The organism is Aquisalimonas sp. (genome assembly GCF_007120195.1).
Classification (GTDB): domain Bacteria; phylum Pseudomonadota; class Gammaproteobacteria; order Nitrococcales; family Aquisalimonadaceae; genus Aquisalimonas.
This window is the reverse complement of sequence record NZ_SKOG01000152.1, coordinates 20,570-40,278: the sequence shown is the minus strand read 5'-3', so window position 1 is coordinate 40,278 and position 19,709 is coordinate 20,570. Positions and strand designations below refer to the sequence as shown.

At 66.1% G+C, this 19,709-nt stretch carries 22 protein-coding genes and 1 pseudogene; 12 read left to right on the top strand and 11 right to left on the bottom strand.

All coding sequences use genetic code 11. The features are described 5' to 3' along the window. Positions 1-398: 398 nt before the first annotated feature. From purE to QZT63_RS11525, 3 genes are all read left to right on the top strand, one after another. Positions 399-887, top strand: a complete 489-nt coding sequence (gene purE, locus QZT63_RS11535; protein ID WP_290651338.1) for a 5-(carboxyamino)imidazole ribonucleotide mutase — start codon at positions 399-401, stop codon at positions 885-887. Continuing rightward, complete coding sequence (locus tag QZT63_RS11530) at positions 884-2,023, top strand: 5-(carboxyamino)imidazole ribonucleotide synthase (protein ID WP_290651337.1); 1,140 nt, start codon at positions 884-886, stop codon at positions 2,021-2,023. Before purE ends, QZT63_RS11530 begins: the two co-directional genes overlap by 4 nt. A 106-nt stretch (positions 2,024-2,129) precedes the next feature. Then, on the top strand, positions 2,130-3,038 hold the full coding sequence (locus tag QZT63_RS11525) for a recombination-associated protein RdgC (protein WP_290651336.1): 909 nt from the start codon (positions 2,130-2,132) through the stop codon (positions 3,036-3,038). A 34-nt stretch (positions 3,039-3,072) separates the two neighbouring features. On the opposite strand, the gene QZT63_RS11520 is transcribed toward QZT63_RS11525, so the two are convergent. Next, positions 3,073-3,768, bottom strand: a complete 696-nt coding sequence (locus QZT63_RS11520; RefSeq protein WP_290651335.1) for an arylesterase — start codon at positions 3,766-3,768, stop codon at positions 3,073-3,075. Here QZT63_RS11520 and QZT63_RS11515 point away from each other — a divergent pair. The 9 genes and pseudogenes from QZT63_RS11515 to QZT63_RS11475 all read left to right on the top strand — a co-directional run bounded on the left by QZT63_RS11515 (position 3,767) and on the right by QZT63_RS11475 (position 12,498). After that, a complete protein-coding gene (locus QZT63_RS11515) occupies positions 3,767-4,405 on the top strand; it encodes an ABC transporter ATP-binding protein (RefSeq protein WP_366636818.1) in 639 nt (212 codons plus the stop codon). The two genes, QZT63_RS11520 and QZT63_RS11515, sit on opposite strands and share 2 nt — an antisense overlap. Continuing rightward, on the top strand, positions 4,402-6,891 hold the full coding sequence (locus QZT63_RS11510) for an FtsX-like permease family protein (protein WP_290651331.1): 2,490 nt from the start codon (positions 4,402-4,404) through the stop codon (positions 6,889-6,891). The genes QZT63_RS11515 and QZT63_RS11510 overlap by 4 nt, the downstream gene beginning before the upstream one ends. Before the next feature lie 58 nt (positions 6,892-6,949). Next, positions 6,950-7,372, top strand: a complete 423-nt coding sequence (locus QZT63_RS11505; protein ID WP_290651329.1) for a MaoC family dehydratase — start codon at positions 6,950-6,952, stop codon at positions 7,370-7,372. Between the two features lie 4 nt (positions 7,373-7,376). Next, a complete protein-coding gene (locus tag QZT63_RS11500; RefSeq protein ID WP_290651327.1) occupies positions 7,377-8,183 on the top strand; it encodes a hypothetical protein in 807 nt (268 codons plus the stop codon). A gap of 33 nt (positions 8,184-8,216) precedes the next feature. Then, complete coding sequence (locus tag QZT63_RS11495) at positions 8,217-9,116, top strand: mechanosensitive ion channel family protein (protein WP_290651325.1); 900 nt, start codon at positions 8,217-8,219, stop codon at positions 9,114-9,116. Between the two features lie 39 nt (positions 9,117-9,155). After that, on the top strand, positions 9,156-9,929 hold the full coding sequence (fabI, locus tag QZT63_RS11490; protein ID WP_290651323.1) for an enoyl-ACP reductase FabI: 774 nt from the start codon (positions 9,156-9,158) through the stop codon (positions 9,927-9,929). A gap of 109 nt (positions 9,930-10,038) precedes the next feature. Continuing rightward, positions 10,039-10,959, top strand: a pseudogene (locus QZT63_RS11485) (bifunctional enoyl-CoA hydratase/phosphate acetyltransferase); the annotation flags it as partial. Then, positions 10,956-12,125 carry an acetate/propionate family kinase gene (locus QZT63_RS11480; protein ID WP_290651321.1) on the top strand — a complete coding sequence of 390 codons (1,170 nt, stop codon included), beginning with the start codon at positions 10,956-10,958 and terminating at the stop codon, positions 12,123-12,125. The pseudogene QZT63_RS11485 and the gene QZT63_RS11480, both read left to right, overlap by 4 nt. Positions 12,126-12,180: 55 nt before the next feature. Further along, positions 12,181-12,498: a DUF2007 domain-containing protein gene (locus tag QZT63_RS11475; RefSeq protein WP_290651319.1), complete on the top strand. Its 318-nt coding sequence runs from the start codon at positions 12,181-12,183 to the stop codon at positions 12,496-12,498. An 11-nt stretch (positions 12,499-12,509) separates the two neighbouring features. On the opposite strand, the gene cysQ is transcribed toward QZT63_RS11475, so the two are convergent. From cysQ to gspG, 10 genes are all read right to left on the bottom strand, one after another. Continuing rightward, positions 12,510-13,322, bottom strand: a complete 813-nt coding sequence (gene cysQ, locus QZT63_RS11470) for a 3'(2'),5'-bisphosphate nucleotidase CysQ (RefSeq protein ID WP_290651317.1) — start codon at positions 13,320-13,322, stop codon at positions 12,510-12,512. Further along, positions 13,319-13,888, bottom strand: coding sequence for an ADP compounds hydrolase NudE (gene nudE, locus QZT63_RS11465; RefSeq protein ID WP_290651315.1), 570 nt, complete (start codon positions 13,886-13,888; stop codon positions 13,319-13,321). Before nudE ends, cysQ begins: the two co-directional genes overlap by 4 nt. A 15-nt stretch (positions 13,889-13,903) precedes the next feature. Continuing rightward, positions 13,904-14,698, bottom strand: coding sequence for a type II secretion system protein N (locus QZT63_RS11460; protein ID WP_290651313.1), 795 nt, complete (start codon positions 14,696-14,698; stop codon positions 13,904-13,906). Continuing rightward, positions 14,695-15,183: a type II secretion system protein M gene (locus tag QZT63_RS11455; protein ID WP_290651312.1), complete on the bottom strand. Its 489-nt coding sequence runs from the start codon at positions 15,181-15,183 to the stop codon at positions 14,695-14,697. The genes QZT63_RS11460 and QZT63_RS11455 overlap by 4 nt, the downstream gene beginning before the upstream one ends. Further along, positions 15,180-16,388, bottom strand: coding sequence for a type II secretion system protein GspL (gene gspL / locus QZT63_RS11450; protein WP_290651310.1), 1,209 nt, complete (start codon positions 16,386-16,388; stop codon positions 15,180-15,182). The genes QZT63_RS11455 and gspL overlap by 4 nt, the downstream gene beginning before the upstream one ends. A 99-nt stretch (positions 16,389-16,487) precedes the next feature. After that, a complete protein-coding gene (gene gspK, locus QZT63_RS11445) occupies positions 16,488-17,432 on the bottom strand; it encodes a type II secretion system minor pseudopilin GspK (protein ID WP_290651308.1) in 945 nt (314 codons plus the stop codon). Then, on the bottom strand, positions 17,429-18,061 hold the full coding sequence (gspJ, locus tag QZT63_RS11440; RefSeq protein ID WP_290651340.1) for a type II secretion system minor pseudopilin GspJ: 633 nt from the start codon (positions 18,059-18,061) through the stop codon (positions 17,429-17,431). Before gspJ ends, gspK begins: the two co-directional genes overlap by 4 nt. Before the next feature lie 179 nt (positions 18,062-18,240). Continuing rightward, the gene (gene gspI / locus QZT63_RS11435) at positions 18,241-18,687 is read right to left on the bottom strand and encodes a type II secretion system minor pseudopilin GspI (RefSeq protein ID WP_290651307.1); all 447 of its coding nucleotides are present in this window, start codon (positions 18,685-18,687) and stop codon (positions 18,241-18,243) included. Next, entirely contained in the window at positions 18,684-19,229 is a 546-nt protein-coding gene (gene gspH / locus QZT63_RS11430) for a type II secretion system minor pseudopilin GspH (protein WP_290651305.1), read from the bottom strand. The genes gspI and gspH overlap by 4 nt, the downstream gene beginning before the upstream one ends. 8 nt (positions 19,230-19,237) lie before the next feature. Then, positions 19,238-19,684 (bottom strand): type II secretion system major pseudopilin GspG, encoded by a 447-nt coding sequence (gspG, locus tag QZT63_RS11425; RefSeq protein WP_290651303.1) that lies wholly within the window; start codon positions 19,682-19,684, stop codon positions 19,238-19,240. Positions 19,685-19,709: the final 25 nt, after the last annotated feature.

The following is a 19,709-nucleotide window of genomic DNA, read 5'->3' as shown; positions in this document are numbered from 1 at the left end:
TCGGTGCGCCTTCGAGGCTAGGCGCCGGGCCGAAGGCGTAGCGGCCCCTACGGCGAGGACCGGCAACACCGCCTCGGAGGCGCACCGGCAAGCCCTCCGGGAGCGCCTGTCCGGCCGCGCATCGGTGTTGCGCCTCTTGCCAAGGGGAACGGCCATTGGCTGCGAGCCGCGCCTTGCTCCACGGCCGGACAGGCAGCTCAAAAGACAACGAATTTCGGTTACAGGACACTAGTGCCCCGCCGTGATGGCGGTCAAGGCGCGATGACCATCGCGGCTTCAACGGTGAGTTGCCGGACTTTGTTGCGGCTATGCGGAGATTTGCGCTTGACTGAAGGCGCTCTTATAACCTGCAAGAAGCTGCTAGAATCACGGCCTTTTTCTCGGGACTGGAAGAGTATATGAGTCAACAGCCGCTGGTTGGCGTCATCATGGGCAGCAAGTCGGATTGGGAGACCATGCGACACGCCGACGAGACGCTCACTGAATTCGGTGTGGCCCACGAGTGCCGGATCGTCTCCGCGCATCGCACGCCGGAGTGGATGCGCCAGTACGCCCAAGAGGCCGAAGGTCGTGGGCTGGAGGTGGTGATCGCCGGCGCCGGCGGTGCCGCCCATCTGCCCGGCATGGTCGCCGCCCAGACAACCCTGCCGGTGTTGGGGGTGCCAGTGGAGAGTCGCACCATGAAAGGCCTCGATTCCCTGTATTCCATCGTTCAGATGCCCGCTGGCGTGCCTGTCGGTACCCTGGCCATCGGCTCGGCCGGCGCAAAGAATGCGGCCCTGCTGGCCATCGCGATTCTGGCCAACACGCGCCCCGAGCTTCGCCAACGCCTTCACGACTTCCGCGAGCAGCAAGCCCGGGGGGTGATGGAGGACGGCCTATCGTGACCCACGCCCTTCTGCCCGGAGCGACCATTGGCATCCTAGGCGGCGGCCAGCTGGGCCGCATGACCGCCTCCGCGGCCAGGCGACTCGGTTATCGGGTCCATACCCTGTCCCCCGGTACCGATACGCCCACCGGGCAATTGGCCGATCGTGAGATCACCGCGGACTATGACGACCTCAACGCCGTGTCCGATTTCGCCCGCGGGGTGGATGTGCTGACTTTCGAGTTCGAGAACGTGCCCTCGGCAACCACCGACTGCGCCGAACGGTACACGCCAGTCCGACCCGCGGGCCGGGTCCTCCACGTGTGCCAAAACCGGACGCGGGAGAAGCGCTTTCTCACTGCTAACGGCTTTCCAGTGACACCGTTTCGCGAGGTCAACACGCGGAATCGCCTTGGGAGTGCTGTCCGGGCAATCGGGTTGCCTGCCGTCCTCAAGACCGCTGGCTTCGGCTACGATGGCAAGGGCCAGGCGGTGATTCGAAGCGACAGCGAAGTGGATGCGGCGTGGGCAAGCATTGGCGCCGGCGATGCCGTGCTTGAGACACTCGTGGACTTCCAGTGCGAGGTGTCGGTCATCGGCGCCCGCGGCGTCGACGGCACTTTCACCCACTGGGGCGTTGTGGCCAACGAGCACCGGAATCACATTCTTGATGTCTCGATCCCTGGCGCGGCGGTCCCGGCGCCGGCGCGCGAGCGGGCCGTGGATGTCACCCGCGGCATCATGGACTCCCTGGACGTGGTCGGGGTCCTGTGTGTGGAATTCTTCCTGCGCGCGGACGGCGAACTGATGGTCAACGAGATGGCGCCCCGCCCCCACAACTCCGGTCATTTCACCTTTGATGCCAGCGTCACCAGTCAATTCGAGCAGCAGGTCCGTGCGATCTGCGGCCTGCCCCTGGGCAGTACGGAACTGCTGCGCCCAGCGGCCATGGTGAACCTCCTCGGCGATCTCTGGGCCGCGGGGGAGCCGAACTGGTCGGCGGCCCTGCGGGATTCGTACGTGAAACTCCACCTCTACGGCAAAAACGAGGCCAAACCTGGTCGCAAGATGGGCCATATCGTCGCCTTCGGGAGCGATCACATGGACGCCCGGAAACGGGCCCTGGAGGCCCGAGCAGCGCTGACGGCCGCTTAGGGCGACATGGGTTGCGACTGTTGCCGAGCGCTTCCCTGCGCGTTCGGTGGAAAAGGCGCCAAGCTATCTAAACCGCACCAACCGACGCACAAGGATCCCTTTACCCATGTGGTTCAAGAATGTCTGTCCGTACATCCTCGAGCAGGATTTCCCCCTCGACGGCGACGGCCTGGAAGAACGGCTGGCGCGGGACGGTTTTCAGCCCTGTGGCCGGCTGGACCTGGAATCCGGCGGCTGGAGCGCGCCCCTGGGCGACGGCTACACCCAGCTGGTCCATGCCGCCGGGGGCTGCCTGATGATGGCACTCAAGGAGGAGGGCAAGCTCATGCCGGCGGCGGTAGTGCGCGAGTCGCTGCAGGAGCGCGTGCAGGTGATCGAGGAGCAGGAGGGGCGCAAGGTGCGAAAGAAGGAGAAGGAGCGGCTCAAGGACGAGGTCATCCTGGACCTGCTGCCGCGGGCCTTCACGCGCAGCAAGCGCACCTTCGGTTACCTGGACACGCGCAACGGTTGGTTGTTGGTGGATGCCGCCAGCTGGAAAAAAGCCGAGGAGTTCAGTGAGCGCCTCCGCGACGCCCTCGGCACGCTGCCACTGGCGCCTCCAGAGCCCGATACCGCGCCGCAGGCTGTCATGACGCGATGGCTCACGCGGGATGCCGCGCCGTCTGACTTCACCCTGGGCGACGAATGCGTGCTCATCGACCCGGAACTTGAAGGCGGGGAAGTGCGCTGCAAGCGGCTGGACCTCTCCTCCAGCGAAGTCAAGAGTCATATCAAAGCCGGCAAACGCGTCTCGCGCCTGGCGCTGATTTGGCAGGAGCGGGTCAGTTTTGTCCTCGACGCAGACATGAGCATCAAGCGCCTGCGCTTCCTGGACGCCGTCCAGGACGAGCGCGCCGACACCGAGGCCCATACGGACGCGGAGCGCTTCGACAGCGACTTCACCATCATGCACCTGGAGCTCGCCCGGTTCATCCCGCGCCTGCTGGACGTGATGAGCACCGAGCAGGCCGAGTGATCGTCTAGTGCCCTGTCACTTCGGCGACAGGGCACTAGCTTTCCACGGAACCTTGCTCCTCAAGGATTGGTCTCAGTTCTGACCAGATGTTGTCGAGGATCCGCGCCTGCGCCTCGGCGCGGGGATGGATGCCGTCGTCTTGCATCAGATCACGGTTCTCTGCCACGCCATCGAGAATGCGCGGCACCAGCCTGAGGTCATGTTCCTCGGCCACATCGGTGAATGTCGCCGCAAAACGCTGCGTATACGCCTGACCGTAATTCGGGGGGATTCTCACGCCGGCAATCAGGACCTCGGCTCCCGCCGCGCGGGCCTTCTCCACGATGCCCGTGAGGTTGTTCTCGATTTCGCCGGGGCTAACGCCGCGCAGGCCGTCATTGCCGCCCAGGGCGACGATCACGATCGCGGGCTCATGACGTTCCAGTACACGGGGCAGGCGGTTCAGGCCGCTGCGAAGGGTATCCCCGCTGACGCTGGCGTTGGCAACCCGCCAGGGTAACTGCTCGTCAGCGAGCCGCCTTTCGAGGTGTGCGACCCAGCCCTGCTCGCGGTCCATGCCGTAGGCGGCACTGAGGCTGTCGCCCAGGACAACAATGGTGCGTTCTTCGGCGTGGGCCGGGGCGCTGAGTACGAACAGCAGCATCGCCGCCACGGCGACGCGCAGCATAAGGGAATGATCAATGGTCGACGCCGCAAGCGCCAGCGTTGTGCGTACTGAAGGTTTGGGCATGGTCTTTCGCGGTCCCGATGGTGACATTCGATTGTTTCAGGATATCGATCTTGCCATCGAACGAGGAGAGACGCTTGCCATACTGGGGGCGTCAGGGTGTGGCAAGTCCACCCTGCTCGGGCTGCTGGCTGGCCTGGATGTGCCCACCGAGGGTCGGGTTGTCGTGGGGGATGCCGAGCTCACCGCCCTGGATGAGGACCAGCGGGCCCGGGTCCGGGGCGAGCAGATCGGCTTCGTGTTCCAGGCGTTTCACCTGCTAGGTGGTCTGACGGCGCTGGAGAACGTCATGATGCCGCTGGAACTGGCGGATCGACCCGAGCCCGCGGTGGCGGCCCGACGGGCACTGGAGCAGGTGGGTCTGGGCGAGCGCATGGGCCACTACCCCAAGCAGCTCTCTGGCGGCGAGCAGCAGCGTGTGGCCATTGCCCGCGCCTTTGTCGGCGAACCACGCCTGCTGTTGGCCGACGAGCCCACGGGTAACCTCGACCGCGCCACCGGTGCCCGTATCCAGGATCTCCTCTTCGAGCTCAATCGCGCCAACGGTACCACACTGGTTGTCGTCACCCATGACCCGGTTCTGGCCGGGCGTTGTCACCGCGTCCTGCACCTGGACGGCGGCCAGCTGGTGGCGGCATGAAGGCGCCACGCCAGGGGCTGCGACTGCTCAGTCGGGATTGGCGTGCCGGCGAGTTGCGCCTGCTGGCCACGGCGGTGGTGCTTGCCGTCACGGCGATCACTGCTGTGGCATGGCTGGCCGACCGCGTGGCTGCTGGCACCGAGGGGCGCGCGGCGGAACTGCTTGGCGGTGATCGCGCCCTGGTGAGCAACTCGGAAATCGGTCCTGAGCCAGAGACCGTGGCGTTGGATCTGGGTCTGGAGACCACCCGCACGCTCGAGTTCACCAGCGTCGTGCTCTCCGGTGACGATACCCAGCTCACTGCCGTGAAGGCGGTGGGTGGCGCTTATCCGCTACGCGGTCGGCTGGAAGTCGGGGATCATCTGGATGCCGAGCCCCGCGTCGCGGACGGCATTCCGCAACGGGGGGAAATCTGGGCAGAACCGAGGGTGTTTCTGCAGCTGGACCTGGAGCCCGGGGATCCGCTCGAGCTTGGGGCCAGCACGTTCACCCTCAGTCAGGTGCTGTTCCTGGAGTCGGACCGCGGCGGCGGCTTTCAGGGCCTCTCCCCGCGCGTGATGATGCACCTGGACGATGTCTCCGATACGGGCCTGGTCGGGCCGGCGAGTCGCGTGACCCATCGGCTGCTGGTCGCGGGTGAACCCCAAAGCGTCTCGCAGTGGGTCGAGCGAGTCGAGCCGGGGTTGGGGGACGGCGCCGGAATCGAGGAGCCCGGGCGCGAGCAGCCCGGGGTGGCGCAGGCCATGGACGCCGCCGAGCGGTTTCTGGGCTTGAGCGCCCTGCTCACCGTGGTGGTGGGCGGCGTGGCCATGCTGTTGAGCATTCGCCATTATGCCGCTCGACACCTGGATCGCGTCGCGGTGATGCGTTGTCTGGGGGCGACCCAGCGCCAGATCGTTGCCCTGCTGACCTGGAAGATGATTTGGCTGGGCCTGTTCGCCGCGCTGATAGGCACCGCGCTCGGGTTTCTGGTGCATCTGCTCATGCTTGCCCTGCTGGTCGACTTGCTGCCATCACTGCCCGCACCCTCTTTGCGCCCCGCCCTGGTGGGGCTGCTTTCTGCCCAGATCATCCTGCTCGGCTTTGCCGTGCCGACGGTGCTGCGCCTAAAACGCGTGCCGCCGCTGCGCGTGCTGCGCCGGGATCTCGGCGATCACGTCTACCGCGGCGCCAGCGTCTACGTGGCTGCGCTGGCAGCTGTCTTTGCGCTGATGCTTTGGCAGGCGCGCGATCTGCTGCTCAGCGTCTATGTATTTGGTGCGGTGCTGGGAACCCTGTCCGCCCTGGGCATGGCAGCAGGGGGCGTCATCTGGGTACTGCGACGCCAGCGCGGTCAGCGCAGTAGCGCCTCGTTGCTGCTCTCCGGTCTGACCCGGCGCCCCTGGACCGCGGTGATCCAGATCATGGCCCTCGGTCTCGGGCTGATGGCGCTGGCGTTGCTGACTGTGGTGCGTAACGATCTGCTTGCGACCTGGCAGGATCGTGTACCGGAGAACGCCGCCAACTACTTTCTCATCAATATTCAGGACGATGAGGTGGATGGGCTCAGGGCCATGCTCGACGACGCTGGCCTGGAGACGTCTGTCTATCCCATGGTCCGCGCGCGACTGGTCGGCATCAATGACCAGGACATCAGACCCTCGGATTTCGAGGAGCCGCGCACCCGGCGCCTGGTGGCACGGGAGTTCAACCTCTCGTGGCTCGAGCGGCTGCCGGAGGATAACCGTATCGTGGCGGGCGAGTTCTGGAACAAGAACCCCTCCGACCCGGAGCAGTTCTCCCTGGAAGAGGAGATGGCTGAGCGACTGGGCGTGGGTGTAGGCGACCGGCTGGCCTTCGAAATCGGCGGGGAGCGGTACAGCGCCCCGGTGACCAACCTGCGCTCGGTCCAATGGGATAGCTTCAACGTTAACTTCTTTGCCGCCACCGCGCCGGGCTTTTTGGACGATGCCCCGGCGACCTACATCACCAGCTTCTATTTACCGTCCGGGCAGTCGCGCCTTTTGGGGCAGCTCGTTCGCGAATTTCCCAGCGTGACGCTGATCGATGTCAATGCCATCCTGGACACCGTTCGCGGCATCATGGATCAGGGTGCGCGTGTCGTGGAACTGATGGCCCTGCTGACGCTACTGTCCGGGCTGGTCGTGTTGCTTGCGGCGCTGCAGGTCACGCGGGAGGAGCGGCAGTTCGAGAGCGCCCTGTTGCGCGCGTTGGGCGCCCGACGTGCCCTGATCCGGCGGCTTGCGGCGACGGAATTCCTTCTGCTCGGCGCTGTCGCCGGGCTGCTTGCCGGCGCTGGCGCCGGGACGGCGGGCGTGTTCATGGCGCGGCAGCTCTTCGAGCTGGAGTACACCTTCAACCCCTGGCTACCGCTCATCGGCGCCGCGGTGGGGGCCGGGGTCGTCGCCCTGGCCGGGCTGTTGGCGACGCGGCGTCTCTACCGGGTGTCGCCCATGCGACTGTTGCAGGAGGCGGACGACGGCTGAGGCGGCAATCGAATAGACTGCAGGGCACTGGATCTGACTGAGGCCGGGGAGACATTCTGTGAGCCAAGGGTACCGTTTCGAGACGCTGGAAGTGGGTATGCAGGCGACCTTCAGAAAGACCATCACGGAGGCGGATATCGTCAACTTTGCCGGGGTCAGCAGCGACTTCAATCCGATCCATGTGGATGAGGAGTTCGCCAGCCAGACCCAGTTCAAGGGCCGTATCGCCCATGGCATGTTGAGCGCTGCCTATATCTCCGCGGTACTCGGTATGCAGTCGCCTGGGCCGGGAGCAATCTATCTCGACCAGTCTTTGAGTTTTCGTGGCTCGGTGCGGATCGGTGACTCACTCTTGGTGCGCGTCGAACTCATTGACCTGCGCCCTGACAAGAACATCGTGACGTTTAGCACCTCCTGCCTGGTGAAGGGCAAGCCAGTCGTCACCGGTGAGGCCGTCGTGATGGTCCCGTCACAAGGGTAGCGGCATGGCGGCGACGCAACGTCTGCGACCGGACGCGTGGATCGGCGATTTTACGGTACCCACCGACAGCACATTGACGCTGTCGGTGGGGCCGTTGTCGCTCAACATCCACCGGAGCCCGCGTGAATGGCTCATCCGCTTCCACAGCAAAGGGGACGCCTACGCCGATGCCGTGGCCCTGGAGCGGCGCCAGCAAAAGCGCAGTGAGCCCGAGGACCGCAGAGAACAGCGATTCGTCCTCGCCGGGGATAGCCCGGCGCTGCACATTGCGGTGAGACTGCCCGATCGCGGCATCGTCTCGCGTCCGCTTACGCCGCTCAACGTCCCGGCCGGGGAGGCGGTGCGCCTGTACCTGAGCTATCCGCTATGGGTGAGCGTGTCCGCCGGCGATCCACTGCGGCAGTTGCTGGAGTTCCCCAGCATGCGGTTGTCAGATACCTGGTTCGGCGAGAATACCCGCGAGGGTGTGGTTTGCTACGCAACGCGCAGCCGTTGCCGGCTCAATCTGGCCGATCACCCGCATTTGCCTTACCGGGCCATCACGCCGCTGGTCATCCGCAACCAGGGTCTGGATACGTTGCTGCTGGATCGCGTGCGCCTACCCGTATCGACGCTGAGCCTTTACCGGGATCGGGACGGCCGATTCTGGAGCCAGGCAGTGACCCTGACGCGGCAGGCCGACGGCGGCCTGGCCGATCTGGCGCTGGGACACAGTGCGCCGGAAGAAGCCGTAGGAGCGCGAAAAGTGGCGGAACCGCGCGAGGCGCCGCAAAAGAACACCCTGGTCAGGGCATTCAGTGCGTTGTTCTAGAACAACCAATGACACCGCTGCAGGAGGCCTGACGTGGGCGATTTCGGCACAACACTGTGGGAACAGATCACCGGCGTGAACTGGGCCGGTCTCCTGCAGGCTCTGATCATCCTCGTGGTCGGCTGGGCCTTGGCGCGGGTGGTGTCGCGGGCCGTGGGACGCGTGCTGACGCTGCACCTGGACATTCATCAGACGACGCTACTGCGCCGCGTCGTCTTCTACGTCATTTTCGGCCTGGTGATCGCGTCCGCGTTGCACCAGCTGGGTTTCAAACTCGGTGTCCTCCTCGGTGCGGCGGGCATCCTCACGGTGGCCATTGGGTTTGCCTCCCAAACGTCGGCTTCCAACCTGATCAGTGGTCTTTTCCTCATTGCCGAGCGCCCGTTCCAGATCGGCGACTTCGTCCAGATCGGTGACACGGCGGGAGAGGTCCTGGCCATCGATCTACTGTCCGTGAAGCTGCGCACCCGCGATAACCTGTTCGTTCGCGTGCCGAACGAAACCCTGGTTAAAACCCAGGTCACGAACTACTCGCGCTTCCCGATCCGCCGTTACGACCTGCAGGTGGGTGTCGCGTACAAGGAAGACCTGACGCGGGTGAAAGGCGTGCTCGAAAGCGTGGCCGACAGCAACCCGCTGTGCCTGCAGGAGCCGAAACCGCAGGTCTTCTTCCAGGGGTTCGGCAACTCATCCGTGGACCTGCAATTCTCAGTCTGGGGGCTGCGGGAGAACTTTCTCGAGCTCCGCAACACGCTGCCGCTTGAGATCAAACAGGCATTCGATGAGCAGGGGATCGAGATCCCGTTCCCGCACCTGAGCCTTTACACCGGCAGCGCCACCCGTGCGTTTCCGGTGGTGCATCCGCAGGCCGGAGCAGCCGACAATCCGCCTGGAGCTGATCCGGATCAAGACGGCAATGGCGGCAGGCGGTAGATTACCGACGGGACAATCAGTGGGTAGAGAGGTACACTTATGTCCGAATTTCTGTCTCTGCGCGGTAAGCGCGGGTTGGTGGTGGGCGTCGCCAACGAGGACTCCATCGCCTGGGCTTGCGCGCGGGCATTCCGCGAGCTTGGTGCCGAGCTTGCCTTGACGTACGTGAACGATCGGGCACTCCCGCACGTGGAACCCCTGGCCCGGCGCGTGGAGGCCTCGCTGCTTGTGCCCTGCGACGTGCGCGAGCCGGGGCAGCTGGAGGCTGTCTTCCAGCGCATCGGTGACGAGTGGGGTGAACTGGACTTCCTGCTGCACTCCATCGCCTTTGCGCCCCGGGATGACCTCCACGGGCGCGTCGTCGACAGCAGCCAGGCCGGCTTTCTTCAGGCGATGGACATCTCCTGCCACAGCTTCCTGCGCATGGCCCACGAGGCGGAGCCGCTGATGCCCAAGGGCGGGGCGCTGTTGACCGTGAGCTTCTACGGGGCGGAGAAGGTCGTCGAGGACTACAACCTCATGGGGCCGGTCAAGGCGGCCCTGGAGTCCAGCGTGCGTTACGCCGCGGCCGAACTGGGCCCGCAGGGCATTCGAGTACACGCCCTCTCACCGGGCCCGCTGAAGACCCGGGCCGCATCGGGCATCCATCGCTTCGACGAGCTCCTGGAACGCACGCGCCAGCGGGCTCCCCAGTACAACCTCGCCGACATTGACGATGTCGGAGCGGTGGCGGCCTTTCTGGTGAGCGACCGGGCGAAGACGCTCACGGGAAACACGACCTTCATCGACGCCGGTTACCACATTGTCGGCTGAGTCTCTCGCCACCCAGGTTCGCGGCATGCAACGAGCTACGGTGACACCAACCTGACACGGAGCAGACATGAACAACCAGCAAACCGAGGACACACCGAAGACGGCATACCGCAGGCAGCTCACGCGGCTGTTGCGCATGGCGGATGGCATACGCCCGCTGCGCACTGCCGTGGTGCATCCCGTAGACGCAGCCAGCCTCAGTGGGGCCGTGGAAGCCTACCACGGTGACCTGATTATACCTGTGCTGGTGGGTCCGGAGGCCAAGATCCGCGCCTGCGCCGAGGCGAACGATCTGGATCTGGGTCAACTGGAAATCGTTGCCACGGAACACAGCCATGAAGCCGCCGACACCGCCGTGCGAATGGCGCGCCGGGGCGAGGTGGCCGCCCTGATGAAGGGGAAGCTGCACACCGACGAGCTCATGCGCGCCGTGGTGAGTCGCAGCGGCGGCTTGCGCACAGATCGGCGCATGAGCCACGTGTGGGCCATGGATGTGCCCACATACCCACGGCCATTGTTGATCACCGATTCCGCGCTGAATATTACCCCCGATCTGCTCGCCAAGGCCGATATCGTGCGCAACGTCATCGAGCTGGCGCAGGCGCTGGGGGTGAGCAGCCCGCGCGTGGCCATTCTATCGGCCACCGAAGAGGTGACCCCACAAATTCGTTCCACGATCGATGCCGCCGCGCTGTGCAAGATGGCCGATCGCGACCAGATCCGCGGCGGCCGTCTGGATGGTCCATTGGGCTTTGATAACGCCATCTCCGAGGAGGCCGCCCGGGCCAAGGGTCTGCGCTCCGAGGTGGCCGGACGGGCTGATGTCCTGCTGGCCCCCGACCTGGAGTCGGCCAACATGCTGGGCAAGCAGCTGCATTACCTGGCGGAGGCGGAGGCGGCCGGCATTGTCCTGGGCGCCCGGGTGCCCATTGTGCTGACCAGCCGTGCCGATGATGTATTCTCGCGTATGGCCTCCTGTGCCGTCGCCTTGTTGCTGGCGGACTACTACCGGGAGGGCAGACAGCCGTGAGTGAGAAACCCCGCCTGCTGGTACTCAATGCCGGCTCCTCGAGCATCAAGTTCGCCGTCTACACCGGCCAGGACCACCCGGCGCTCGCCTGGCGCGGACAGGTGGGCGGTCTCGGGGGTAGCCGCGCGCGGCTGTGGGTCCGGGATGATCGCGGCGTGACCACCACCGATGAAAACCTGGGCAATGCCGACCACCGCTCGGCCTTGCAGCGGCTGCTCGACTGGCTCGATGCCGCTGTGGGCTATGAGCAATTACTGGCCGTGGGCCATCGCGTGGTGCATGGTGGCACCGATTTCCATGCCCCGGTGCGGCTCACCGAGGCGAACGTGGAGGCCCTCGATGCGCTCAGCAGCCTGGCGCCGCTTCACCAGCCCCATAATCTCGCCCCGGTGCGAATCCTCGCCGAGCTGCGTCCAGAGCTGCCGCAGGTGGCGTGTTTCGACACCGCGTTCCACCGCAGCCAGCCCGCAGTGGCGCAACGCTTCGCCCTGCCGCGCGAGTGGACCGAGCGCGGGGTGATCCGCTATGGCTTCCACGGGCTCTCTTACGAGGCGGTCGCCGAGCGCCTGCGCCAGGAGCACCCGGCGCTCGCGGGGGCTCGGGTGATTGCCGCCCACCTTGGCAATGGCGCCAGCCTCTGTGCCATGCGCGACGGGCGTAGCATGGCCACCAGTATGGGGTTTACCGCCCTGGATGGCCTGCCCATGGGTCAGCGCTGCGGCGCTCTGGATCCCGGTGTCGTGCTTTACCTGCTGGAGCAGGGCATGAGCCGCGAGGACGTCCAGGACATGCTCTACCATCGCTCCGGGCTGCTGGGCATGTCCGGTATCAGCCACGACATGCGGGAGCTGCTGGCGAGCACCGAACCGGCGGCCGCCGAGGCCGTGGACACCTACGTCTACCGGGCGGCACGGGAGATCGGTTCCCTCACCGTGGCCCTGGGCGGGGTTGATGGCCTGGTCTTTACCGCCGGGGTTGGCGAGAACGCCGCGGCGGTGCGCGCCGGCATTGTTCAGCACTTGGGCAGCCTGGGGCTGTGCGTGGACGCCGAGGCCAACGCTGTCAACGCGCGAACGATCAGTGCTGCGGATAGCTTGCCCGTGCTCGTTGTGTCAACGGATGAGGAGGGCATGATCGCGCGGCATACAGTGGCGTTGTTATCGTAGTGGCACGGCTGAGGCCGCAACCATTCCGGAGTGCAGAGACAACGGAGGGCCGGCCATGAAGCGGGTCTACAGCGCCCATAGCCCACTGCTCGTGGGGCATATGCGCAATTTGCTGGAGAACGAAGGTATCCGCTGCACCACTCGCAACATGGGGCTGGTTGGTGGCGCCGGCGAATTACCGCCCACGGCCGTGTGGCCCGAACTCTGGGTGGAGCGGGAAATCGACCACGGGCGTGCCGAGGCGATCATCGAAGCGGCCCTGGACGACACCCCGCCGGAGGGCGAGAGCTGGCGCTGTCGCGAGTGCGGTGAGGAGCTGGAGCCCCAGTTTGAGCAGTGCTGGAAGTGTGGCGGCAGGCGCGGGCGGTTGTAACCGGTTCCAATTCACTTCTCGGCCAGGTACCGTCGCCAATCCACATGCTCATCGGCAAACGCGAGAATGTCACTGGTGGTCAATGCCTCCCGCGTGTTGTACCGGATCGGCGCCAGGCTGGCCATGTCCGTGACGTAACCGCCCGCTGCCTCAAGAATGGCCTGCGGTGCGGCCATATCCCATTCCGAGATGGGGCCGTAGCGGGGGAAGAAATCGGCTTTACCCTCAGCGATCAGGCAAAACTTCAGTGATGCCCCCCACACCTTGGTCTCGTGGCGCGGCAGTCGCTCCAGCGCCGCGCGGGTCCGTGGCCCGGGGCGATTGCGGCCGAGCACCACGCGCAGGGGGTCGTGCGCCCTCGGGGACGCGCGGATCGGTATCGGCTCGCCGCCGTCGGCCTGACGGAACGCGCCGAGGCCCCGACCGCCGAACCAGGTCTGACCCAGGGCCGGGGCGTGGACGATACCGAGCACCGGCTGGTGGTCGTCCACGAGGGCAATGTTGACCGTGAATTGGTCCGAACGCCGCACGAACTCGCGGGTGCCGTCCAGCGGATCCAGTAGCCAGTAGCGTCGCCAGGCGCGGCGCTCGCTGAAGGCCGGCGCCACGGTTTCCTCGGAGACGATGGGCAGCGCCGGACCGAGGCGGGCGAGCCCCTCACGCAGCAGCGCATTGGCGCGGCGATCCGCCGGGGTAATCAGGGTGGCGTCAGCCTTGGTGGCCACGTCGAAGCCCTGCCGGTAGATGCCGAGAATCGCGCGTCCCGCCTGCCGTGCGAGCAGGCAGGCCTGGGGCGACAACCGGCGCAGATCGCGCTGGTTCACCCCGCGTCCTGACTGGCACTGCGACGGCGAAGGAAGTCGCGCGCCAGATACAACGCGGCAATGGAGCGGCCCTCGCTGAACTCCTCTTGCAGCACGAGATCCTCGATCCCGGATAACGGCCAATCGACCACCTCCAGGGGCTCCGGTTCGTCTCCCGCGGCCCGCTCGGGGTAGAGGTCTTCGGCCAGAATCACCTGCGTGCGATGGCCGAAATAGCCTGGGGCCAGGCTCAGGGCCCGCAGCGTGGTCAGTTGTCTTGCGCCATAGCCGATTTCCTCCATGATTTCGCGGTTGGCCGCCTCGAGCATGTCTTCGCCGGGCTCAACGCGCCCCTTGGGGAGTCCCAGTTCGTAGCGCTCCGTGCCGACTCCGTATTCCCGGATCAGCTTCAGGGTCCCGTCGCCGGTCACCGGTACCAGGATGACCGCACCGACCCGCCCGGAGCCGCGCATGCGCTCGAATGTCACCTCCACGCCGTTGGCAAACCGCAAGTCCACGGCTTCGACGCGGAACAGGCGCGATTGTGCCACTGTGCGGGTCGCTAGGATCTCGGGCTTATCTGCCATGTGATGATCGTCCGCTTACTCGAGGTGCCCTCGGAAGCCCATGGGGTCGTTGATGTTGCCTTCGAAACGGATGTTCAGCTCCGACTCGGGGTCCGGTATACCCAGGACCATCATGCCCTGAAGCAGTTCCTCGCTGGCCGCCTCGGTGGTAACAACGCGGGTCTCGCCCGTCATGGTGCCGTCCAGGGTCAGCTGGACGTCGCCGTTGATCTCCAGCGGACCGTGCTCCGTATTCCGCAGATCGCCCAGCAGTGTACCGTCCGCCGCGGTCTCAATGCGCACACCGAAACTGCCAAGGGCGACTGTCTCGCCGAACGCTGTGATGTCGGCATTCTGCCAGTTCGCGATGCCCTGCAGGCGGGTTGGCGTGCCTCGGTCCAGCGTCCCATGGTGAATGAATGCATCCAGCCGTCCTCCCAAGGCGGCCGGATACTCGGCGGTGCCGATCAGGCGCAACAGGGCATCCGCGCTCATGTCCGCGCGCAGCTCCGTGATCTCCACCACCTGACCCGTGCGGGTCGCGACACGGCCGCTGAACTGGCCATCGGCGATGCGCCCCGAGAGGTCATAGGCCAGCCGGCCCTGCCACAGTGCCGACGGATCGAGCTCCCAACGCAGACGCTCGAGCCGCACGTCTTCGGCAATGACCGTATCGGCCCCCCCGTTCCACAGTGTCCCACGAACTCCCCAGGCCTCCACGGGAAGGTGGCCAGGCAGCAATCGGTACGCCTGATGGGCCGGCACGGTGACGGTCAGCGTGACAAGAAAGACGAACACTCCGAGGGCAATCAGGGCAACGCGACGGATCATGCCGGTTCCAGGACCAGTTGCACGTTGACACGGCCCTGGTCGGTTCCGCGCCGAACCGTAACCTGATCGGCGATGATGCCGTGCTCGCGGCGCAGCTGCACCAGCCAGCGGACCAGTTCGTCAAAGGCGATATCCTCGAAATTGACACGGGCACCATTGCCACCGGCGGGTTCCACGCGGCTGAGTACGGAATCGAGGCCGGCCTCCCGGGCGCTTGCGTCAGCCAGAGAGTACAAGCTCTGGTGTGGCGATTCGCCGGCGGTCGACAGGTCCGCTTGTCCCCGGAGCCTGCGGATCTCGCGGCGGCTGTCTTCCATCCAGGCGACAAGTTCGCGCTCTTGGCTGACGTGGGTCCGGAGCTCCGCCACGGCTTCCGCCGCCGGCATACGGATGGCGAAGACGTAGAGGATCACCGCAAGGGCAGCCCCGCCGAAGAGCAACACCTGGCGTTCCCGCGGCGCCAACTGTTGCCACCATTCCTTCATGAGGCCTCCCGCCGGATCAGCAGCCGGCCCTGCACCTCGTCGTCTTGCGAGCGAGCCTGACGGATTTCGACGTTGAGCGTGTCTTCGCCGTCGAGCGTCTGTTGCAGCGCGTCGAGCTCCTGCAGCGTGCGCGCCGTGAGCTCCAGCTCGAGGGTGTCGCTGCGCCAGCTGAGCCCGCCGAGTCGGAAATGGTTCTCGCGCAGGTGGGGGCCGACGACCAGGAGCGTGTCGAGTATGTCGCCGTCGGCCGGTCGCTCCCCCGCGCGCAGGCGATTGAGGTGAGTCTGCATGCGCTCCCGGGGGGCGGCCACGCGCGTGGCATCCGGGAAGACATCGCGAAAGATGGTTTCCACGCGTGCATCCAGGCTCGCCAGTTCCCGCTGCAATTGCCACCGCTCCACGACAACGCGACTGGCGTCCACCAGTACGAAGGCGACCAGCAGTGCGGCGGCCGGTATCCAGGGTCGCCAGCGGGCGCGTTGTTCATGGCGCCCCACATGACGCCCGGTCCGCAGCTCCAGCCCGCCGCCGCCAGCGATGCCTTCGGCCAGCACGGCGTCCGCCGGGCGTTGTTGTTGCTCCAAGGCCAACACGTCCTCGACGGTGGCGGCATCCAGTGTGTCACCGTTGAGGACGAGCCGTTGCGGCGGCTGCGTCTCGGCGTCGGCCAGAGCCGCATCCAGCAGCACCGCCAGGTTTACCGTTTCGCCGGCAAACCCGGTGCTGGGCCCGGTGCGGATCAGGAAGCGCTCGCCATCCACGACCCCGGCCCAGGCGTCATCCTGCAGGGGTACGGCCAGCGCATCGGGCAGCATGCGTTTGGGTTGCAGACCGGCCGCGTCGAGGGCATCGAGCCAGGCCTCCATGCGCGCGTGTTCGACCACAGCCACCGGGCAGGTGCCATCGGCCATGCGCTGGCCCGGTACGAAGTGGAGGTCGTCGATGTCGCTGGCGAGCTGATCCTCCAACGCGTAGGGGATGGCCTGCAAGAGCCTCTGGCGGTTGTGCGTTGGAATGCTGACCCGGGTCAGCAGGACCTCCTCCGTGGGCACGAGGACGACGATGTCTCGGCCCTGCGCATTGGCCCCCAACGCCGGGAGCGCATCCCGGCCCCGCTGTTCCACCAGAGCGTCACGGTCCAGCTGCGCCCATTGCGCCTCATGGGCATCGCCGGGGGTCAAGCGTAGCAACAGTGTCGGATTCATGAATCGTTCCTGGTGGTTTTTCGGTTCCTGGGGCGGTGCCCCGAGACACCCTGCGGCATTGTCATGGGTCCGTTGTCCCGGTGCAATCGCTTGCCAGCCTCAAGGAAAAAACCCCTGACGTCGCAAAATGACCTGCCCGCCGTGCTCGCTCGGCCGGTACAGGACGCTTTCGCTGCGGATGGTCACCCGCCCGAGCTCGATTTCGCTTTGCAGCAGGAAATAATTGCTGCCGACACTGAGGCCCGCGGCGTCAATCTCCCGGCCGGCCAGCGCCGATTGCGCCAGGAAGTCGTCCACCGACTGCCAGCCGTCGTCTGGCCGGCCGGCCGCCAGGGACTCCGCCGCATCCATGGACAGCCCGGGCGCAAGGCCACGCAAGACTTCCGGGGGTGCGGTGTTGACGTTGATCGGTGTTCGCTCCGGCAGGGCCGTCACGAAGGCGGCCACCGCGCGCCAGTCACTGTCTTCGACGCCCCGCACCAGGCGCAGCTCCGAGGCGCTGATCATGGGGCGGTTGGCCGTGCGGTACGGCGGGTCGAGGCGCGAATAGACGTCGTCCCCGGCGCCGTCCGGGAAGCGGATGTCCGGCGCGACGTCGATCCAGTCCGCGGCGGCCTGCACGAACGCAGCCTCCACGTCCAGGCCCCGGAGCAGCCCCGTGAGCTGCGCCATGGCCTCCTCGGCGTCCTCCCCCGGCCCGGTGACCAGGTTGTTGAGGTTGAATCGGCCCTGCAGGTCCTGCATGCGCAGGCGCATGGTGGCGCCCTCGAAGGGCGGGGGCGTTAGCTCCTGCGCCCAGAACTCATTGAGGTGGTCCACGCCGTCATCGTTCTGGCGCCGGTCCTCCATGAGCATGGACAACGCCCAGCGCTCCACACCCAGGGCGTAGGTGTAGGCCTGGTCCCGAGCCAGCAAGTTCTGGGTGCGCCTGATGTCCAGGTGCTGGCGGGTGGTCAACTCCACGGCCAGAATCGTGACGATGGCCACAGCGAGCAAGGCCGTGATCAGGGCGACACCGCGTTGGCGGTGGTGGGCGCCGCTCACGGTTCGAGATCCTGGGGCCACTGCAGGCTCTCCGGCACATCGACCAGCAGGAGGACCCGGGTAACGCGGTCCATGTCCTCGAGGATCACCGTAAACTCCACCGCGCGTGGCAGTTGCGGTGAACCTGGCGCGTCACCCGGCGGCGGCCAGGTTTCTCGCCATTGCGTGTCTGCATCCATGAAGCGCAGTGCAATCTCCAGCGCGCCGCTGAGCAGCGCGCGATCCTGCCGGGGGGGTTCGGGCTGTTGATCGATCACCCCCCAGCTCAGGCGCACGAGCTGCTCGTCCTCGATGCGATAGGCCACACGTTCGAGCTCACTGCGCCGCAGGCCCAGCGGATTGGAACGCCCGGCACGGGTGAATTCCAGGTCCGCCAGGTCCTCGCTGAGCATCGCCGGGCGCGGATCACCGAAGGGATCGCGGATCGGGCGCGCGACGGCCTGTTGCAAATCGCGCTCCAGTAGGCTGACGGCCGTCTGGATGGCGGCCAGACGGTCGGCGTGGTTCGTGACCCGTGCGCGATTGTCCACCATCACCAGTATGCCGGAGAAGCTCACGGCGGAGACCAGGGCAAAGATCGCCAGGGCCACCAGAATCTCGATGAGCGTAAACCCCCGTTCTCCCGTCACCCTAGGCAAGCGGCGCAACACCGCTCCGCGGTCGGATGGGCGCTCCCGGCGGGCTTGCCGGTGCGCCTCCGAGGCGGTGTTGCCGATCCTCGCCGTAGGGGCCGCTACGCCTTCGGCCCAGCGCTTGGCCTCGAAGGCGCACCGACAAGAAAAAAACAACGAATGGCGGTTACAGGACACTAGGCCTCCGGCGCCAGCACAACGGTTTCGGTCATGGCCGGGTCGCTGATAAGCCCCGTCAAGGTGGCCACCGGGGCGTCGTCGTCCTCGTCGCGGTAGACCTCCACGTCGACCCGGCGGAAATCGGGGTTGGGCGTGGACTGCACCTCAAAGGCCCAGTACCACTCCTGGCCGCCCAGGGACTGGATGCCATCATCGCCCTCGTCGTCCCAGAACGCGGCGGCCTGGAGTTCGGCCATGACGTTGCCGGCGACCCACTGGGCGAACGTGCGGTCCTGCAGGTGGCGGGCATTGGCGGTCATTTCCGACCCGGCCTTGATCACCGCCGTCATGGCGATGGCGAGCACCGCCACGGCAATCATCACCTCCAGCAGCGTGAAGCCACGCGCGCCTGTGCGGCCGCGCAGGTCGCCGCGACTACCGTTGAGCGCTTTGCTAGCGGTCATGGCCGGTCATCATCCTGTCGATAGTCGATGGTGCCATCCAGTTCCCCGGTGACGATCCACGGCGGGGATCGACTGCCAGGGCGTCGGATTTCCACCTCAAAGGGTGTCAGCTCGCCGCTGGAGAGGATCAGCACATGGGGGCGGTCGTCGTTGTCACCCGGTTCCCGCTCACCGGGGAGATCATCGGTGCTCACCCGCAAGCGCAAATCCCCCGGTAGCGCGTGCGCGCCGAGCGCGCGATCGTGCTGATAGGCGTCCGTGCGCCATGCGTCGCTTTCCAGGCGGGCGAAACGATAGCCATCAGGCTCCAGCACCAGCCCCAGCTCCCGGGCCTGGATTACTGCCTCGCGGCCGGCGGTATCCAGCACCGCGGCCAGGCGACGCGCTTCGCGCTCCACGCGATCATCCTCGCCGCCCATATTGAGTACGGCCAGGGTCGTGATAATACCGATGAGCACCACCACCACCATGACCTCGATCAGCGTGAAGCCGGACTGGTGACGCCGATGTCCCCTGCTGGGGCTGCCTGGCAGGCGCGCCATTGCGGCGGTCAGTCCAGATCCCGGTTGCTGATTGCGGGCTCTCCGCCGCGCCGGCCGTCGGCGCCGTAGGTGTAAATCTTAATGCGGCCGTCGGCGTCCTCCGGGGCAAGGTACTGGTACTCATTGCCCCAGGGGTCCGACGGCACGCTGCGCATGTATCCGCCTTCTTTCCAGTTGGGTGGCTCCGGTTGGCTGCGCGGGCGCTCCACCAGGGCCTGAAGGCCCTGGTCCGTGGTTGGATAGCGGTGGTTGTCCAGCCGATACATCTCCAGCTGCGATTCCAGCGTGCGAATATCGTGTTGCGCCTTGGTGACCCGCGCGCGCTCGGGATTGTCCATGATGTTGGGAATGGCGAAGGCCGCAAGAATTCCCAGAATCACCACCACCACCATGATCTCGATGAGCGTGAAACCGCCCTGTCGCCGCGGTGGTCTCTCGCCTGATTTGCCGTGCATAACGTCTCCGTCGTGGTCGTTGTCC

Excerpts from the sequence above, each read along its gene's own strand:
- purE (WP_290651338.1), top strand. The coding sequence starts at position 399 with ATGAGTCAACAGCCGCTGGTTGGCGTCATCATGGGCAGCAAGTCGGAT.
- QZT63_RS11525 (WP_290651336.1), top strand. The coding sequence starts at position 2,130 with ATGTGGTTCAAGAATGTCTGTCCGTACATCCTCGAGCAGGATTTCCCC.
- QZT63_RS11515 (WP_366636818.1), top strand. The coding sequence starts at position 3,767 with ATGGTCTTTCGCGGTCCCGATGGTGACATTCGATTGTTTCAGGATATC.
- QZT63_RS11520 (WP_290651335.1), bottom strand. The coding sequence starts at position 3,768 with ATGCCCAAACCTTCAGTACGCACAACGCTGGCGCTTGCGGCGTCGACC.
- QZT63_RS11510 (WP_290651331.1), top strand. The coding sequence starts at position 4,402 with ATGAAGGCGCCACGCCAGGGGCTGCGACTGCTCAGTCGGGATTGGCGT.
- QZT63_RS11500 (WP_290651327.1), top strand. The coding sequence starts at position 7,377 with ATGGCGGCGACGCAACGTCTGCGACCGGACGCGTGGATCGGCGATTTT.
- fabI (WP_290651323.1), top strand. The coding sequence starts at position 9,156 with ATGTCCGAATTTCTGTCTCTGCGCGGTAAGCGCGGGTTGGTGGTGGGC.
- QZT63_RS11475 (WP_290651319.1), top strand. The coding sequence starts at position 12,181 with ATGAAGCGGGTCTACAGCGCCCATAGCCCACTGCTCGTGGGGCATATG.
- nudE (WP_290651315.1), bottom strand. The coding sequence starts at position 13,888 with ATGGCAGATAAGCCCGAGATCCTAGCGACCCGCACAGTGGCACAATCG.
- QZT63_RS11460 (WP_290651313.1), bottom strand. The coding sequence starts at position 14,698 with ATGATCCGTCGCGTTGCCCTGATTGCCCTCGGAGTGTTCGTCTTTCTT.
- QZT63_RS11455 (WP_290651312.1), bottom strand. The coding sequence starts at position 15,183 with ATGAAGGAATGGTGGCAACAGTTGGCGCCGCGGGAACGCCAGGTGTTG.
- gspL (WP_290651310.1), bottom strand. The coding sequence starts at position 16,388 with ATGAATCCGACACTGTTGCTACGCTTGACCCCCGGCGATGCCCATGAG.
- gspI (WP_290651307.1), bottom strand. The coding sequence starts at position 18,687 with ATGACCGCTAGCAAAGCGCTCAACGGTAGTCGCGGCGACCTGCGCGGC.
- gspH (WP_290651305.1), bottom strand. The coding sequence starts at position 19,229 with ATGGCGCGCCTGCCAGGCAGCCCCAGCAGGGGACATCGGCGTCACCAG.
- gspG (WP_290651303.1), bottom strand. The coding sequence starts at position 19,684 with ATGCACGGCAAATCAGGCGAGAGACCACCGCGGCGACAGGGCGGTTTC.